Here is a 16490-nt window from a genome sequence, read left to right as displayed (position 1 = left end):
TGCGTCCAATACCTGATACCGACTGTGGGGGACGCATGAGTGAGACGAAGTACACCGACGCAGAACGACCTATCTGGGTCCCGTACTGGCCGAACACGTTGGGCCGCCTGTGGCAGGCCGTCATCGCGCTTGTCGCGGTGGTAGCCATTGCGATCTATCGCGGACGGCTCGAGGTGCAAGGAAGCGACAATGGGCACACGATCGGATCGATCGCTCTACTTGCCCTCATGGCCTGCGTTTGGATCGGCATCAACGACAACGTGATTCGATGGGGAATCCCCGTCCGATTCGTTCGGCGCGTCGAGGACCACGCGCTCGGTAGCGGCGTATGCATTCCGCCTCGGACCGCCAAGCTCTGGTTGATCACGGTCGCGTCCATCTTGGTGTCAGGAATGGGGGTCGCCCTGTCGAAGAGTGACGTGTTCGGCGCGGCCGGTATGCCGATTGCTGGAATTGCCATCGTTGTACTGGTGGCGACGCTCGGCTTCCGCCGCAGCGTCGAACTGCGTTTGTTCGCGGACGGATTTGTCAGACGCAGACGGTCGTGCATGTTCTTCTTTCCGCGCACCCACGACATCCTCGTGCGCTGGGACGATGTGGAGCAGTACGAGGCCTCGACGTACCGAACGTCAGAGAAGCGGGGGAGTGGGTTCACCGAGCCCGTACTGTATGTCCGAGCGACTGGGCTCGATATCGAGCGTCCCCGCGACCGGCTGGATCAACCGGACCGGATGGCGATTCGCACCCATTTGCTCGCAGCCGAGCCGAATGCCGTTCTGGCATTGATGAAGTGGTGCACCGACGGCCCGGTCAACCGGATCCGCATGACCGGCTACGACTCACCCGACCTGCTGGTGCCACCACCGCTTCGTGAGCGACTGGAACTGTCGCGGTCCTAGCTTCGGCACGGAACCGATAACGGGCTCGGTGCGTCAAACCCGATGACGCCGATTCACCGGGCGTCGATACGGTGCGACTCGGGGGAGCGTCATGACAGTGAATGTGGATCCAGTGATCCTGCGGCAGTTCTCGAATGTGCTGTCGGGAACGGGGGAGGTGATCGCCGAGTTGGACACCCTCGCCCCGTTCCGAGCATCCGAGAATGCGCTGCAGGGTACCGACTTTCGCGCAGCGTGTGCGGCAGCGTCGGCAGCGGCTGCGGGAGCTGTTGCCGCTCTGGCAGGCCGAGCCGAATGCGTTGCGGACATCGCCCGTGGTGTCGCGCAGAACTACGAGATCACCGACGACGACCTTGCCCGCCGCCTCGCTGCGATGGACCAGCCGAAATGACCCCGACCGTGCCGCACGTCGCCGGCTGGGAGCCGCAGTCGATGCGCAAGACGATGATCGAACTGGCCGAGATAGTCGAGCGCGTCAACGGCCAACGAACCGGGGTGTTGGAAGAGCAGGACACACTGGCCGAGACGTGGACCGGCGAGGCGGCACGCGCCGCAGCCGATCGCGTGGTGGCCGAATGCTCCCGGATGAGCTCCGTCTGCAGCGAAATCGACTCGCTCGCCGCTGCATTCGAAGGTGCAGCCGATATCGTCGAGGCCGCCCAAGCGCACGTGCAGGCTCAGGTGTCCGCGGCTACGACGAGCGGGTTCGCGGTACGGGCCGACGGTGTGGTGAATCCCGAAGGGATGATCGCGCTGATTCCCGACAGCCTGGGTGACGAGAAGACGCGTCGAGCCGACGAACTGCGTTCTGCAGCACATCAATTGACCGAGGACATCCAGAGTGCTCTGCGCCAGGCCGAGAGTGTCGCTCTCGACGCTGCGCAGCAGCTGGCCGAGCCCACCGAGGTGCTGACGGCGCTCGCCCTCGACAATCCCACTGGACAGTTCGTCGAGAACCCGGACGGGTCGTTCTCCTGGATGCCGGACTGGCCGTCGACCATCGCAGCGTCGGTCGTCGGAGGCATGGCCGCCGTGACGAGGCGGGCGCTGGAAATACCCGGTGTCGAATCCGTCGACGACGTTGCCAAGAACATCGGACGCGGGCTCGGGGTCTTCGGAGTCGTTGCCGGTGCGATTCCCGGAATTGCGGGAAAAATCGACGAGGGCGTGAACCCGGCCGAGGCCGTGATCGTCGAGGCGACGCCGATAGTCGCGGGAGCAATTACGACCTGGGCGTTCGGAGCCGTGGGTGGCATGGCGGGTTCCATTTTTCCGGGGCCCGGCACGGTGGCCGGCGCTGCTGCCGGGATCGCACTGGGCCAAGTCGTCAGCTACGGCGTGGAGAAGTTGTTCGAGGCGGCAGGAAAATGAGCGAGATCAGAGACGATCGCACGCCCCAGACCGAGGACGTGCTGCGTAAGAGCCTGGTAGCGCAGAAGTATCCATTGTGGGTGCGGACGTGGCGCAGTGTTCACCTGGGTTGGCTGGTAGCTCTCGGGGTTTCGTCTGCAGTCCTTGCCGCGACGATCGTGGCTCCGGTTCTCCTGTTCGGGACGCTTTCCGGGGAGACCGTTCTCCTCGTGTCGCCGCTGGTGCTCGCGGTGCTGATACCGCTCACAGCGGCCGTGGTGTTGTCCGGCATCGGTTCTGCGCGGCTGTCGCTGTTCGTGCGACCGGTGACTGTCGCCGGAGTCGGCCGAGGCGTGGCAGTGCCAGGGCGGGGGACTGTGTTGTATCGCAGCGGAATACTCGCATTCGCGTTGGTGTCCGGCCTGTCCTACATCCACTGGGGAGGAGACGCACGGGTAAGTACAACGCGTCACGACCTGAGCGTCGTAGTCATGTCGCACTTCGGCGCTCCGATATGTCTGCTGTTTTTCGCACTGAGTGTGCTCGTCGTCAACCGGACCCGAATTTCACTGCATCCCGATGGCCTCGTGGAGGAGATCTATCGGCGCCGCGGATGGAAGGCCACCACTGCAATCACGGTTGTCCCGTGGGACGGGATCGTCGAGCTGCAGCCGCAGACGCATCCGAATCCTGCGGTGTCGCATTCACATTGGTACCCCACCATCCGAGTCGTGTATCGCGACCCTGCCGGTGGAACGGATCAGGTGCTGGTCCTGATGGCGTGCGAGAAGAAGGTAGAGCCCAACGCGCTGCTGTCCGTACTGCAGTGGTGTCGGGACAATCCCTGGGGCCGTGCGCAGCTTGCCCATGACGACGCGCGAGAGCTACTGCGCCCGCCTCGATTCCTCGATCGCATCGAAGCAGACCGAGCGGCGTCGATGTCGGGTCGACGGGACGTCCAGTGACAACTCGGGAACAATCGATGCAGGGCGTTCTGCAACAGCGTGGTGTCGAGCTCGCGCCCGTACATCTCGACGAATGCGCAAGGTTCGGTCTGGAGCTCCCTGCGCTGCCGGGGTGGGATCTCGTTCCTGCGCATCTGTTTCCGCACGCCACCGCGGTGCTGTGTTCTCCGGCAGATGCGGTCGACGGGTTCGTTCCCAACGCGGCAGTCTTGACCGGAAAGTTGACGCGGTCACTCGATCCGCAGACCCTGCTGGCATGTGGGTTCGGCGACTCCCGGGCACTTCCGGAATGGATCGACGTCAGCTACGACCGTGACCCGTTCTGCGGTCTACCGTCCGTTTCGATTGCGGGTCGGTACGACTGGGAGGGTCGGACGTTGTTCGCTCGGACCAGGTATGTCGTGGTCCACCACATCGTCGATCAGTACCTCGTCCAATTGACGGTTACCCTGCCCGACCAGATGAGGTCTCGCTTGCTTTGGGCGACAGATGTATTCGTGGACGAGGTTCGTATCGGGCATCGATAGCTCACGCAGGGATCTGTTGTACCACCGCAGCGACGGCCTCTGCCTGGTCTGCGATACGAGGGCCCCATCGACTCGACAGGTCCTCGTCCATCGGGAAGATCCGGCCGTCGCGGACGGCGGTCATCGACCCCCAACCCGGTCGCGACGAGACTAAAGCGGCTGTGACGCCACAGCATTGGGCGTCGGCAAGAAACACCACATCCGGGTTCGACGTGATCACGGCCTCGGCGGCGAGCTGCGGGTAGTCGCCGGCGTCGGAACCGTCGGCGATGCTGGTGAGTCCGAACAGACCGTAGATCTGCCCGACGAAGCTCGCACTCGTCACCGTGTACAACGTGTCGTCGAGTTCGTGGAAGTACGTCAGCGGCGCCTCGCGGGTCGGGACGCTCGCGACGGCTGCATCGATCCGGGCACGAGTCCGGGACACGACGGCATCGCCGTCGGCGTCGTGGCCGGTGGCGTCCGCGACGCGCTCGATCTGCGAGTAGGCATCGTCGATGCTCGTCGCGGCAGGCAGCACCAGCGTCGGAACGCCTGCCTCGGCCAGTGTCGACGTCACGAGGCCCAGGTCGGTGGAGGCGATCACCAGATCGGGGTCGTACGCAACGATCGCTTCGAGGCTCGGGGTGAACGCCGACAACCCTGTCTTCGGAGCGTCGGCGGGGAAGTCCGATTGATCGTCCACGGCCACCACCTGGTCGCCCGCCCCGACGGCGTACAGCGTCTCCGTCGCGGTTGGGCTCAGCGACACGATCTTCTGTGGAGCAGCGTCGATGGTGACCGAGCCGCCGTCCGAGCCGGACGTGATCGTCCTCGGAAACTCGCCACTCGCCGCGGGTGCCGGATCGGCGGCGGGTGGCGCGTCCGTTTCCGTGGTGCTGCATCCCGCCGCTACGAGCGCGACGACCGCGAACCCGGCTGAGATCATTCGTGCCGATCGACGCTGCACTGCCACTCCTGTGTTGTCCGGTGTCTCTTCGGACGCCAACACTATCGGGGAGCGGTCAACGTCCCAGGCTCCGTGCCAAGTACCTACCGGTGTGAGTGTCCGAGGCCACCAGCTCGTCGACCGTCCCGGTGAACGTGATCAGCCCGCCGTTGTGGCCGCCGTCGGGACCTAGATCGATGATGTGATCCGCCGCGGCGACGACGTCGAGGTTGTGTTCGATGACGATCACCGACCTGCCCTCATCGACCATCCCGGACAGCAACGCGATCAAGTTCGACACATCCGACGGGTGCAGACCTGTCGTCGGTTCGTCGAGCACCAGCACCGAAGACGACCCGATCAGCTCGGTGGCGAGTTTGAGACGTTGCCGTTCGCCGCCGGACAGGGACGACAAGTTCTGACCGAGCGAGAGGTAGCCGAGTCCGACGTCCCGGCAGCGGCGCAGAATGTCTCGAATCTTCTTGACCTCGAAGAAGTCCTGCGCATCCCCGACGGACATCTCGAAGATGTCGGCGATGCTGACGCCGTCGACGGTGTGCCGGATTGCCCCGGAGCGAAAGCGCCTGCCCTGGCACGTCTCGCAGGTACTCGTCACGGGATCGGTGAATCCGAGTTCGGTGAAGATGACACCGCTGCCCTGGCAATCGGGGCACGCGCCGTCCGAGTTGGGGGAGAACAGCGACGGCGGTTGCCCGGTCTTCTTGGCGAAGTACGCGCGGATCGGATCGAGCAGACCGGTGTAGGTCGCAGGGGACGAACGGCGTGAGCCCCGGATCGGTGCCTGGTCGATGACAACGGCGTCGGGCGCGGCCTCGCGCAGGTGTCCGTGGATGAGGCTCGACTTTCCGGAACCGGCGACACCGGTGACGGCGGTCAGTACCCCGAGCGGGATGTCGACGCTGACGTCGCGCAGGTTGTGGGTGGTGGCACCGGAGATACTCAGCCAGCCCGAAGGCGTACGGGGAGTCCGTAGCTCGGCGTCATCACGCCGGAGCGCGGAGCCGGTCCTGGTGTCGGCTCGGCGGAGCTCGTCGAAGGTTCCCTCGAACACCACTGTGCCACCAGACTTTCCGGCGCCCGGTCCGATCTCGACGATCCGGTCGGCGATGGCCATCACTTCGGGGTCATGTTCGACGACGAGGACGGTGTTGCCCTTGTCGCGCAGCGCGAGCAGCATGTCGTTCAGACGGTGGACGTCGCGAGGATGCAAACCGGTCGTCGGTTCGTCGAAGACATAGAGCATGTCGTTCAGCGTGGCTCCGAGGTGACGAACCATCTTGATGCGCTGGGATTCACCACCCGAGAGCGAGGACGTCGCACGGTCCAGGCTCAGGTAGCCCAGGCCGAGATCGACGAGCCTGGTCAACTGCGTGACGATTTCGGCGGTGACGGAGTGCAGGCCCTTGATGTCCCATTGTTCGATACGGTCGGCTAGTTCGGAAACCTGCATGGCGAACGCATCGGGCAGGGACAGTCCTTCGAGGGTGGCACCGCGGATGGTGTCGTTGTAGCGGGAACCGCCGCAGGCCTCGCAGACGCCGCGCGTGACGATGCGCTCGAACGCGGCTTTCGCCTTGCCCTTGAGCGCATCTGCGTCCTTGGCGAGGTAGCTTCGGCGGAACCTCGACACGATGCCCTCGTAGCTCTTCATGACGGCGTCGGGATTCGTCACCTCGACCTCGCCGGGCTTGGCGTCGAAGAAGAGGTGACGCTCGTGCGCCGAGTACTGCTCGATCGGGACGTCGAGATCGAACAGGCCCGAGTCGGCGAACACCCGGTACGGCCATTTGCCGACCTCGAAGTCGGGATGCTTGAACGGGCCCTCCCGCAACGACTTCGACTCGTCCACCAGTTCGCCGAGGTCGACGGCCTTCGCCTCGCCGAGCCCCTCGCATTCGAGACACATCCCGGCGGGGTCGTTGAACGAGAACGTATTGGCGTACCCGATGCTCGGCGTGACGGCGCGGGACCACAGCATGCGCAGCCAGTCTCCGATGTCGGTGATGGTGCCGACCGTCGACCTCGGGCCACCGAACAGTCGCTTCTGATCGACGATGACGACGGCCGACAGGTTCGCGATCAGATCTGCATCCGGTCGGCCGTAGGACGGCAGAAACGTCTGCGCGAACGCGGTGAACGTGGAGTTGATCTGCCGCTGTGCTTCGGCGGCGATGGTGTCGAATACCAGTGACGATTTGCCCGACCCGGAGACGCCGGCGAACACGACCAGCGAGCGTTTCGGCAGATCGAGGTCGACGTCGCGCAGGTTGTTCTCTCGGGCTCCACGCACGACGATCGTGGACAGTGCATCGGTAGGTGGCTGGTTTTGTAGTACTAGCTGGGGCTCGGTCATCGCGTTGTCGATTGCCTTTCGCCGCGCCCCGAAGGGCGTACACCCACGTTGGTTCGCGCAGTGCCGCCGCAGCCTACCGTACGGTGTACGGAAACGCCACAGGTAACGGATCGACGCAAGGAGCGATCCATCAAAGACGGCTGCTGTGGTGGGGGTTTGTCGTAACGAAAGGTCTCGATGTCGACGAGAAGGCATGTGTTCGCGGCCTGCATTGTCGTGTTGCCGATGCTGGCGGGGTGCAGCACGCTGAGCGCAGATGTCGGCACGGAGGTCGAGGCGGTGCCAGGGGGAGGCCTCACGCGCTCTACCGTTGTGCCGAGGATCGTCATCCCCGATACCCCGACGGTCGAGAGGCCCGCACCCGCAGCCCCGGCCTACATGCCTCCGATTGTGTGTATGAATCTGCAGTCTGCGCAGAACGCGATACAGGCGGCCGGTGTCTTCTACTCCCGCAGCGCGGACGCGTCGGGGGAGGGCCGTATGCAGGTCAACGACTCGAACTGGATTGTCGTCGAACAGGATCCGGCTCCCGGTGTCCTCATCGGCGAGGGCGATGCGGTGCTGTCGGTGGTCAAGACCGGGGAACCGAACAACTGTTGATGGGTGGTCAGCTCGGTAGGCGGTGTCGAGCTTCCGACTCGGCCTCGCTGCCGGGGGTGCTGTAGGCGAGGTGCCCGCCGATCAGTCCGCCGAGTCCTGCGGCTGCGAGGCCGGCCGCCGCCAGAGCTTTGGCAACTCCGTCGGTCTGCTTCCGGCGACGGAGGTAGGAGCCCAGAAAGAGGAACACGCCGGTCGCGTTCGAGGCCGCGTGGATGATGCCGACCCGACGCTGAACTGTGTTCATCGTCGACCAGTCGGCCCATCCGGTCGCTATCGCCGGCGGCGCGGACGCGAGACCCAGCGCGACGACAATTTTGGCTGCCCTGGACTGGTTCTTGACTAGATCGAGCGCGACGGCGCTGGTCCAGCTGCCGATGGTCACCGTCACCAGCGCGGGGTGGATGGGGTGCCCGATCCACCGGCCGTGCAGCGCTGATCCGACGGCACTGTCCGCTACCGCAAGTACGCCATGGATCGCGTCGCTGGGTCCGTCGAGAAACGAGGCAGTCTCGAGACTGTCGAGTGCTTGTTTGATTGTCATGGAACACCGAATGCCCCGTGATCGGCGAGCGAACCATCGACGCCGAAGTCGAGGCGAGAAGCTTGGACGTCCTATAACGTCGTTGTCATGACGAACGGCACCCGAGTCAGCACCGTCGACGGCGTTCTGCGCAGGTCGGCCGCGAAATTTCCCGACCGTCCGGCTGTGACGTTCGAAGGCCGCAGCCATAGCTACCGCGAGCTCGACACTGCCGTGACGCGGGTCGCCCGTCGGTTGATCGCGATGGGCTTGGACAAGGGTGACCGGTTAGCGGCGTACGGCGTCAACTCCGACGCGTACGTGGTGGCATTTCTTGCCTGTGCGCGAGCAGGATTGGTGCACGTGCCCATCAACTACGCACTCGTGGGCGACGAGCTGCTGTATCTGCTCGATCAGTCGGGCGCACGGGCTGTGCTCGTCGACCCCGAGTTGTCGAACACTCTCGATTCCGTTCGGAGTGGCACCGCCGTCGAGTTCGTGGTGTCGCTTCCGGATCTGCTCGACCCTGCCGGGGATGATTCGGTCCTCGAGCCGGCCGCGGACTCCACGGACCTGGCGCAGTTGCTCTACACCTCCGGGACGACGTCGAAACCGAAGGGCGCGATGATGTCTCACGGCGCGCTTGTTGCCGAGTACGTCTCGTGCGTGATCGCTCTGGGGTTCACCGAAGACGACGACCCGCTGTTAGTGATGCCGATGTACCACTCGGCCGGGATGCACGTGTTCATGCTGCCGTATCTGTCGGTCGGAGCGACCGTGCGACTGATGCGCAAGCCCGACGTCGCGGAAATTCTTCGGCGGATCGAGGACGAGAAGATCAAGTCGTTGTTCCTCGCACCGACGGTCTGGGTTCCGCTCGCCAATCACCCCGACCTCGACTCTCGTGATCTGTCGTCGTTGAAGAAGGCGCAGTACGGATCGTCGATCATGCCCGTCACCGTGTTGACCCGGCTGCGTGAGCGATACCCGGACATCGAGTTCTACAACTGCTTCGGGCAATCCGAAATCGGCCCGCTGGCAACGGTTCTGCAGCCGTCCGAGCACGAGGTCAGACCGGCGTCGTGTGGTCGTGCGGTGTTCTTCGTCGAGACACGCGTCGTCGACGCGGACGGTAACGATGTGCCGGACGGTGAGCCCGGTGAGATTCTCTACCGCTCGCCTCAATTGTGCGACGGTTACTGGGACAAGCCGGAGGCGACGGCGGATGCGTTCTCGGGTGGGTGGTTCCATTCGGGTGATCTGGTGACTCGGGACGCCGAGGGGTTCATCACGGTCGTCGACCGAATCAAGGACGTCATCAACACGGGCGGAATTCTGGTTGCTTCTCGTGAGGTCGAGGACGCGATCTACACCCACCCCGCCGTTGCCGAGGTGGCGGTCATCGGGACTCCGGACGACAAGTGGATCGAGGCGGTGACTGCTGTCGTCGTGCTCAAGGACGGAAGTGAGGTGTCGGCGCAGGAGTTGATCGACCACGTGAAGGGCAGGATCGCGCCGTTCAAGGTGCCGAAGACCGTCACTTTCCTGGACGAGTTGCCCCGCAACCAGAGCGGAAAGTTGCTCAAGCGCGCGTTGCGCGCCTGAGTTGTTCACGCGGCTCGCTGTTTTCGTCGGTGGTAGCTGGGGAGGGGTTGCTGTTTGGGGTCGACGGATTCGGGTGGGATGGCGTAGGGGTGTCCGTCGTCGCCCATGAGCAGTTGCCAGTCGCCGTGATGGACGAGGCGGTGGCATTCTCCGCAGACGAGCGCGAGGTTGTTCAGGTCGGTGGGGCCGCCGTGTTCCCAGAATTTGATGTGGTGGGCTTGGCACCACTGGGCGGGGCGGCCGCACATGACGCAGCAGGTGTCGCGGATGGTCAGGGCGATGCGTTGGTCGTCGCTGGCGAGTCTGGTGGTTCGTCCGAGCGCGAGTGGTACGCCGTGGTGGTCGACGATGACGGGGGTCAGGTCGGCGTCGCAGGTGACCAGCTCGGCGAGGAAGCGACTGATGGGGCCGGTCCAGTCGAGGTGGAACGGCCAGTCCGCGTCGCCCGGCTCGGGGACAGACTTCTGCCCGGCACCAGCGCCATTGGCTGCAACATCACCACCGGCTGCTGCTTCGCCGCGAGCAGCGGTGCCTCCCCCCTCGGGCACAGACTTCTGCCCGGCACCATCACCATCGTTTTCTGCCGCATCCTGGCGAGCAGCGATATCCCCTCGAGCAGCTCCATCCGGATGCGAGCCGTTGCTGTCGCCGCCGTTCGAGGAACCATTCGAGACCGAACCCGTGTCGACCGAATCCGTTGCAGTGCTACCCGTTTGCTTGTTGCCACCGTGGGCGAGCAAGTCACGCAGGGGAACGATCAGGTGCACCGACGCCCGCGACCCGCCCGCCGACCCACGAGTGCTGCCGCGGAGGTGTCGGTCGAGGATCTGATCGAGCGCATCGGCCCGGCGCTTCGACGCACTCCGCGGGTCGCGCTCCCCGCCGGGACCTGGTCGCGGTGCTGTCAACTGCGACAGAGCGGTGAGAAGCTTCTCGGCGAGCAACCGGTCGATGTCGCCACCGAACTGGAAGCGGCCGTTGGCCAGAGCATGCAGGTCGAACCGGTTCAGTGCCGGGTTTTCCGACACCGGTCGCGGTGCAGGTGTCGGCGGAACAGGCTCGGGTGCAGGCGGTTCCGGATCCGGTGTCGGGTCGCCGTGTCGGTCGGAGGACGTGGCGGTGTCGGCGGCGCGACGCTCCTGTTCCTGCTGTTCTTTCTCTCGTCTTTGTTTCTCGGCTTTCGTGTGTCGTGCTCGGGCGTCGTCGGCGGCAGCATGCGCCAATGCCTGGGCGCGGGAGGTCACGTGGCCGGCGGTGTTGCGCATCGCGGTGTCGAGCAATTCGTCGACGATTCCGTCGCGGCGGTCCTGATTCAACGTCGGGTCGGCCACCAGGACGACGTCGTATCCCTCGGCAATCGCGGCGGCATGTGCGGCATGGATGCGGCCGTCGGCGAGGGCGTCGAGCACGGTGGGGTGATCGAACAGCCAGTACCCCAGTGCGTTGTGGCGGGCGGCGGATCCGTCGGTGATCCGTATCGATCGGGCGTACCAGCGGGTGACGGACGAGTGCCCGAGTTTCATCGCCAAACCACGTCGGTCGATCTCTGCGAGCAACGTCAATCGAGTTGCGGCGAGGGCATTTTCGAGAGAGGTCACGTCGGCGAGCTCGGAGACCAATTCCTGGTCCCCGAGCTCGAACACATCCCCCCATGTCTTCACACCACGAAAGCTATACCCACCCACCGACAGGTTTCCGTCAACGCTTCCAGCGGATCCGGATCGGTCCCTTTACGGTCGAGGGATCTATGACCGACCCCTTCTGGGTGATCTCGACTTCGCCGGTGTCGACCATACGTCGGGCCGCGCGGCGAACGGGCTCCATCAAGTCGCGCCAGTCGTCGTCGGACAGGGCTCGTGCGACGTCCGATGGGCAGATCGTGGCGTCGCTTGATCGGGCGTCGAGCAAGGATCGGATTTTGTCTTCGAGTTCCTTGTCGGTTGCACTCACTTTGCGCCGCCGGCAGGTGTCGCTGCAGTACTTGACGTCATCCCAGTTCTTCTCCCACTTCTTGCGCCACTCGATCCGCCGACCGCACGACGCGCACACCTTGTCTGCGGGGTGCGCGGTGGAGGTACGACGGGAGTGGGCCACAGATCGACAGTAACCTCGTTGCCCAGGGCTCCGCCGCTCTCGGAGCGAAACTATCCTCATCTCATGGCGATTCGAGCGATCCTGGTTGCCGGTGATCCCCGGCTGACAACTCCGGCAACTCGCGTGACGGTGTTCGACGACGAGCTCGCAACGCTGGTCGAGGACATGTTCGAGACCAATACGGCTGCACCCGGTGCGGGCCTGGCGGCCAACCAAATAGGCGACCCACGTTCGGTCTTCGTCTACGACCTGCGGGACGGCGGGGTCCGTCACCGCGGACACGTGATCAACCCGGTGCTCGAGACCTCGGAGATCCCGGAGACGATGCCCGACCCGGACGACACCGAGGGATGCCTGTCCGTGCCGGGGGAGCTGTTTCCGACCGGGCGTGCTCAGTGGGCCCGTGTCACAGGTGTCGATGTGGAGAACAACCCGGTGACGGTGGAAGGCACGGGCTATCTGGCGCGGTGTCTGCAGCACGAGTCCGACCATCTGGCCGGGCTCCTCTACCTCGACCGCCTCCTCGGCCGCCACCGACGTGCGGCCAAGAAGATGATCAAGGAGAGAGGGTGGGTCGGGCCGGGCAACAGTTGGTTGCCCGGGGCCGACGCGCATCCGCTCGTACTGTGATTGCGGCTGTGCCTTATCCGACTGTCAGAACGGGTTGTACACGTAGAGCATCCGGTAATCCCATTCCGACGATCCGGCCGGAATGCGGATGTCGGTGAGCGCGTGGCCGTTCTGAGTGCACCAGGTGCGGGCATGGAACGAGGAACAGTCGATTTGCCGGCTGGTGCCGAATGGGCTGACGATCAACGACTTCTCGCTCGCGCTGCTGTAGGCCGCGGGGTCGAATGCGCTGACGAAGCTCGAAGTGGAGTCCTTGGGCCCGAACGGGTTGTCGTCGGGCGCAGCGGATGCCGTCGGCGCGGCGAGCACTGCTACGCCGATCGTCAGTGCAGCGCCTGCGAGAATCCTCTTCAGCATGGTGACTCCGTTCGTTTCGAGCACGAATACCCGGTGCTCGATGATCGGCAGCAACGGACCGCGCGTTACGGGTCGCCCTCGGCGTCGAGCCCGGCACACTGGAGCGATGACTCGTATGGAAGCTCCCGCCGTCGCCCAACTGCTCGGTCGGCGTCTCGCCGTGTGGGGCGGTGTGAGTGTGCTTGCCGGAACGGTGTTGGCGGTGCGCGGCTCGTCCCCTGCCCGTCGTGCATTCGGCCAGCAGACGGCGGGTTGGGGTGCGATCGACGTGGCGATCGCCGGGGCGGGCGCGCTCAACTCCTCGGTCCCGACGTCGAAGAGTTTGAGCAAGCTGCTGTGGATCAATGCCGGGCTCGACGTGCTCTACGTCGCGGCCGGTGCGCACATCGCCGTCCGGAAGCCCAGCTTCGGCCGCCGAATCACCGCTGACCAGGCGATCGGTCACGGAACGGCGGTCGTCGTGCAGGGCGCTGCGCTGCTCGCACTGGATACGACTCACGCGCGCATGATTGCCGGCTAATAACACGAGTGTCATTCTCGCCGTAGGCGTTTTGTCAAGTACCGACACGCCCGATTTGTTGCGCGATCAGTAGATTTGCGTAACACTCGTCCCATCAGTCACATCAGTATCGTGGGTCACACGGGAAACGGTGGGTTCGTCCATGCGTGTACGTAGTCGGCAGATCGCTGTCGGGGCTGTCCTGGCACTGGCAGTGAGCGGACTCAGCGCTCTGACCGCGCCCACAGTGTCGGCCGAGCCGTGCGGCGGGCTCGGTGGGCCGGGCTCCTCACCGCTGTTCGGTTCGTCGGGCAGCGCAGGAATGTCGGGCAAGAACCCGCAGGGCCCGCAGGGTCCTCTGCCGCGCATCACCGGGAACACTCAGAGCATCGCCTGGGTCACCGGTCCGCAAAGTGTGAACAACACCTACGACAACCTGGCGATGTCCGGCACCGACCTCGGTATCACCTGGGACAACGGTGCGGGCCAGATCTTGATGGCGTTCGGCGACACGTTCGGTGATTGCTCCTCCGGCAATGCCCAGTGGCGCAGCAATGCACTCTTTCGCTCGGACAAGGCGTCGACGAACCTGTCGCAGGGCATCACGATCGGTCCGGCCGACCCGGCGAACACCACCTCGGGTGCGGTTGTCAGAGCGAACAATCCGCGTTACGCCGCCGAGATCATCTCGAGCGCGAAGCTACCGAGCGTCGAGGACACGACCATCCCCACGGCGGCTATCGCGATCGGCAACACCCAGTACATCAACTACATGTCGGTGCAGAGCTGGGGCACACCCGGTCGCTGGATCACGAACTACTCGGCGACGGCCAAATCGACCGACAACGGCCAGAATTGGACGACGGATCCCAAGACGATCCGCGTCAACAAGGGTGTCACGATCCCGGGCTTCACCAACGTCCACGAAAGCCAGGGCAAGTTTCAGCAGAGCGCCTACGTTCTGGGACAAGACGGTCGGTACCTGTACCAGTTCGGTACTCCCAACGGACGATTCGGTGACGCGTTCGTCTCCCGAGTCGCGCCCGATCAGATCGAGAATCTCGACGCGTACGAGTATTCGACGCAAGATCCCGATCCGGCCAAGCAATGGTCCAAGAACGTCGGCGATACCGTGGCCGTGGTGAAGGGCCCGGTCAGCGAGATGTCGGTGGCGTGGAACGACTACCTCGGCCGGTACGTCATGATGTACGGCAACGAGAACAACCGGACGCTGGTGGCGCGCACGGCGGAAAACCCGGAGGGGCCGTGGAGCGAACCGAGGACGATTCTCGACGCCAACCAGACGGCAGGCGGTATCTACGCGCCGTTCATTCACCCGATGTCGAGCGGAAAAGACCTGTACTTCACAGCTTCTCGGTGGTCCGATTACAACGTCATGCTTCTGAAGACGAACCTCGACGCGTTGAAGTGATGCGTCCGGCGGCAGCGTCGAGGTAGGCGTCGACGTCCATGTCGACTCCTGCGGACAGCAGTCCACGCCGGATCGTCGAGAGATACTTGCTCGACGGTTCGCCGTGCTCTCGCACGATCGAACTCGTCAGTGTGAAGGCGGGCTGGCCGTCGATGTTCGGAAGTCGGAGCAACGCATCGTATTTCCCTCGGTATGCTTTACCTCGGCGGTCGATGTCGAGTGCGGCCCACTCGCCGATGCTCAGTGATTCCACAGCCGAGATATCGACGGAATCGACCACGTTCTCCACCGAGGCGACGTGCGCCAACTGCACACTGTCGATCAGGTATCCGTGCGCCAGTGACGGTTCGGCGGGATCGGTCGTCAGTGACACGAAGGCCGACGCCCCGGTCCACCGTCGGGACACGCCAGCGAAGTACAGGGCGTGATCGATCCACAACCAGCGTTCGGCCTCGACCGCTGCCGACGAGGGTGCCGGTGGATGCGACCCGAACTCCGATCCGTCCTCGGAGCCCGTCAGATAGACGGAGAACCTCTCTCGCAACAGGTTCGAGCCGTATGCGACGTACCAGAGGCGGTCGGTCATTCGGCCTCGAACAGCTGCCGGTATGCCTCGGCGAGTAGGTCGGCCGCGAGATCGTTGTTGTGTGCCGCTGCGCCCGTTGAGTTTCCGGACCGCATCAGCCGTGCGTTGAGGCCGTACGCGAGATCGTCGAACGTGTCGTCGTCGATGCCGAGATCGACATCCACGTCTTCTTCCAGCAACGCGCCGAGGTCGATCGACCACGACCACACCCGTTCGTCTCGGTACGGCCCACGTCCGGCGCTGACGGTTTCGTTGGAGACCTCGAGCTGCTCGTCGGTCCGGTCGCGCGGAACGTTGGTGTTGATGCGCAGGTCGAGTTCGATCGTGTCGTCGTCGTGCACGATTTCGTCGACTCGCAGGGTCTCGAAGCCGCCGCACGTCAGCGTCAGCAATCGTCGCGGACCGCTGTCGTCCTGTACGTCGGACAGAGCGGCTGTCTGCCACAGGTATTTCGCGGTGTTGGCCGGGTCGGGGATCGACGAGTTGATGTAGTCGGCCACGATGCTTCGGATGGCGGGGTACGCGATGTGGTCGGACAGTTCCCAGAACTGGCGACGACTGCGTCCCACGGCCGCGTCGAGGAGCGTCGTGCGCTTGGCTCGTTCTTTGGGCAGTGCCGTCTTCACTCCCGGAGCTTCGCCGATCGCGGTGGGCTCGGACGGGCGTTGTCGCAGTGGGTGGAGCTGGGACACGAGATCGGTGAGCTGCTCCAAACGATCTGCGGCACCGGGTGCAACCTCGAGGGCCTCGATGTCGGGCCATATCTCGCGGTCGGCATTCACTCGGGCCGCGAGTGATTCGGAGTAGCCCACAAAGGCCGCGTTGTCTGCGAAATGCAGAACGTAGAGTCCGTTTCTGTAGTCCTTGGCGGCGAAGATCGTGGCAATGGCCCCGGAATCGGTGACGTCGAAGCGTTCGAGGGCGAATCCGTCGGGTGTGGAGTCTGTCGGCATGGCAGTGAATCTACCGACGCGTGCGAGCACCGCCTATTCGTCTCCTGTCCGCATTGTCGCGAATGCGTTCGGTGAGCCGATGAATTAGGCGACCCTACGACAGCCAGGTCGTCAGACTCGTTCTGCGACCGATGATTCCGCATTGTCCGAAGTGTCGGTAAGAGTTTCGCA

At 64.3% G+C, this 16490-nt stretch carries 18 protein-coding genes and 1 pseudogene; 10 read left to right on the top strand and 9 right to left on the bottom strand.

The window, feature by feature from the left end:
- The first annotated feature begins 35 nt into the window (after positions 1 to 35).
- From CH268_RS13030 to CH268_RS13010, 5 genes are all read left to right on the top strand, one after another.
- Entirely contained in the window at positions 36 to 899 is an 864-nt protein-coding gene (locus tag CH268_RS13030; RefSeq protein WP_094664499.1) for a hypothetical protein, read from the top strand.
- A 91-nt stretch (positions 900 to 990) separates the two neighbouring features.
- Positions 991 to 1290 (top strand): type VII secretion target, encoded by a 300-nt coding sequence (locus CH268_RS13025; protein ID WP_032388477.1) that lies wholly within the window; start codon positions 991 to 993, stop codon positions 1288 to 1290.
- Positions 1287 to 2270 (top strand): hypothetical protein, encoded by a 984-nt coding sequence (locus CH268_RS13020; protein ID WP_094664497.1) that lies wholly within the window; start codon positions 1287 to 1289, stop codon positions 2268 to 2270. The genes CH268_RS13025 and CH268_RS13020 overlap by 4 nt, the downstream gene beginning before the upstream one ends.
- The gene (locus tag CH268_RS13015; protein WP_094664495.1) at positions 2267 to 3214 is read left to right on the top strand and encodes a hypothetical protein; all 948 of its coding nucleotides are present in this window, start codon (positions 2267 to 2269) and stop codon (positions 3212 to 3214) included. The genes CH268_RS13020 and CH268_RS13015 overlap by 4 nt, the downstream gene beginning before the upstream one ends.
- A 17-nt stretch (positions 3215 to 3231) precedes the next feature.
- The gene (locus tag CH268_RS13010; protein ID WP_141215145.1) at positions 3232 to 3741 is read left to right on the top strand and encodes an LpqN/LpqT family lipoprotein; all 510 of its coding nucleotides are present in this window, start codon (positions 3232 to 3234) and stop codon (positions 3739 to 3741) included.
- Between the two features lies 1 nt (position 3742).
- Here the strand turns inward: CH268_RS13010 and CH268_RS13005 are convergent, their stop codons facing one another.
- Together CH268_RS13005 and CH268_RS13000 are read right to left on the bottom strand one after the other, a co-directional pair.
- The gene (locus CH268_RS13005; RefSeq protein WP_094664550.1) at positions 3743 to 4669 is read right to left on the bottom strand and encodes an ABC transporter substrate-binding protein; all 927 of its coding nucleotides are present in this window, start codon (positions 4667 to 4669) and stop codon (positions 3743 to 3745) included.
- A gap of 76 nt (positions 4670 to 4745) precedes the next feature.
- A complete protein-coding gene (locus tag CH268_RS13000) occupies positions 4746 to 7043 on the bottom strand; it encodes an ATP-binding cassette domain-containing protein (protein ID WP_094664491.1) in 2298 nt (765 codons plus the stop codon).
- A 396-nt stretch (positions 7044 to 7439) separates the two neighbouring features.
- On the opposite strand from CH268_RS13000, the gene CH268_RS12995 reads away from it, so the two are divergent.
- Complete coding sequence (locus CH268_RS12995) at positions 7440 to 7643, top strand: calcium-binding protein (RefSeq protein WP_094664548.1); 204 nt, start codon at positions 7440 to 7442, stop codon at positions 7641 to 7643.
- Positions 7644 to 7650: 7 nt separating this feature from the next.
- Here the strand turns inward: CH268_RS12995 and CH268_RS12990 are convergent, their stop codons facing one another.
- Positions 7651 to 8184, bottom strand: coding sequence for a DUF2231 domain-containing protein (locus tag CH268_RS12990; RefSeq protein ID WP_094664489.1), 534 nt, complete (start codon positions 8182 to 8184; stop codon positions 7651 to 7653).
- Between the two features lie 87 nt (positions 8185 to 8271).
- Here CH268_RS12990 and CH268_RS12985 point away from each other — a divergent pair, with 87 nt between their 5' ends.
- The gene (locus CH268_RS12985; RefSeq protein WP_094664487.1) at positions 8272 to 9768 is read left to right on the top strand and encodes a fatty acyl-CoA synthetase; all 1497 of its coding nucleotides are present in this window, start codon (positions 8272 to 8274) and stop codon (positions 9766 to 9768) included.
- A gap of 5 nt (positions 9769 to 9773) precedes the next feature.
- Here the strand turns inward: CH268_RS12985 and CH268_RS28240 are convergent, their stop codons facing one another.
- The 3 genes and pseudogenes from CH268_RS28240 to CH268_RS28230 all read right to left on the bottom strand — a co-directional run.
- On the bottom strand, positions 9774 to 11429 hold the full coding sequence (locus tag CH268_RS28240; protein WP_255182383.1) for an HNH endonuclease signature motif containing protein: 1656 nt from the start codon (positions 11427 to 11429) through the stop codon (positions 9774 to 9776).
- A 37-nt stretch (positions 11430 to 11466) separates the two neighbouring features.
- Positions 11467 to 11718: a DUF3253 domain-containing protein gene (locus CH268_RS28235; protein ID WP_255182386.1), complete on the bottom strand. Its 252-nt coding sequence runs from the start codon at positions 11716 to 11718 to the stop codon at positions 11467 to 11469.
- Between the two features lie 15 nt (positions 11719 to 11733).
- Positions 11734 to 11922, bottom strand: a pseudogene (locus CH268_RS28230) (DUF2256 domain-containing protein); the annotation flags it as partial.
- Positions 11923 to 11925: 3 nt separating this feature from the next.
- Here CH268_RS28230 and CH268_RS12965 point away from each other — a divergent pair.
- Positions 11926 to 12492, top strand: a complete 567-nt coding sequence (locus CH268_RS12965; protein ID WP_094664483.1) for a peptide deformylase — start codon at positions 11926 to 11928, stop codon at positions 12490 to 12492.
- Positions 12493 to 12516: 24 nt separating this feature from the next.
- Here CH268_RS12965 and CH268_RS12960 read toward each other — a convergent pair whose 3' ends face one another.
- Positions 12517 to 12849 carry a hypothetical protein gene (locus CH268_RS12960; RefSeq protein WP_094664546.1) on the bottom strand — a complete coding sequence of 111 codons (333 nt, stop codon included), beginning with the start codon at positions 12847 to 12849 and terminating at the stop codon, positions 12517 to 12519.
- Positions 12850 to 12955: 106 nt separating this feature from the next.
- Here CH268_RS12960 and CH268_RS12955 point away from each other — a divergent pair, with 106 nt between their 5' ends.
- Together CH268_RS12955 and CH268_RS12950 are read left to right on the top strand one after the other, a co-directional pair.
- Positions 12956 to 13369: a DUF6992 family protein gene (locus tag CH268_RS12955; protein WP_201247421.1), complete on the top strand. Its 414-nt coding sequence runs from the start codon at positions 12956 to 12958 to the stop codon at positions 13367 to 13369.
- A gap of 142 nt (positions 13370 to 13511) precedes the next feature.
- The gene (locus tag CH268_RS12950; protein WP_094664544.1) at positions 13512 to 14780 is read left to right on the top strand and encodes a DUF4185 domain-containing protein; all 1269 of its coding nucleotides are present in this window, start codon (positions 13512 to 13514) and stop codon (positions 14778 to 14780) included.
- On the opposite strand, the gene CH268_RS12945 is transcribed toward CH268_RS12950, so the two are convergent.
- Positions 14743 to 15366: a hypothetical protein gene (locus CH268_RS12945; protein ID WP_094664481.1), complete on the bottom strand. Its 624-nt coding sequence runs from the start codon at positions 15364 to 15366 to the stop codon at positions 14743 to 14745. The genes CH268_RS12950 and CH268_RS12945 overlap by 38 nt on opposite strands.
- Positions 15363 to 16319: a hypothetical protein gene (locus CH268_RS12940; protein WP_241258198.1), complete on the bottom strand. Its 957-nt coding sequence runs from the start codon at positions 16317 to 16319 to the stop codon at positions 15363 to 15365. Before CH268_RS12940 ends, CH268_RS12945 begins: the two co-directional genes overlap by 4 nt.
- Positions 16320 to 16490: the final 171 nt, after the last annotated feature.

The sequence above is a fragment of the Rhodococcus sp. 06-1460-1B genome, assembly GCF_002258475.1.
GTDB classification, from domain to species: Bacteria; Actinomycetota; Actinomycetes; order Mycobacteriales; family Mycobacteriaceae; genus Rhodococcoides; species Rhodococcoides fascians.
The sequence above is the reverse complement of the archived record's forward strand: the minus strand, read 5'-3'. Positions and strand labels throughout refer to the sequence as shown.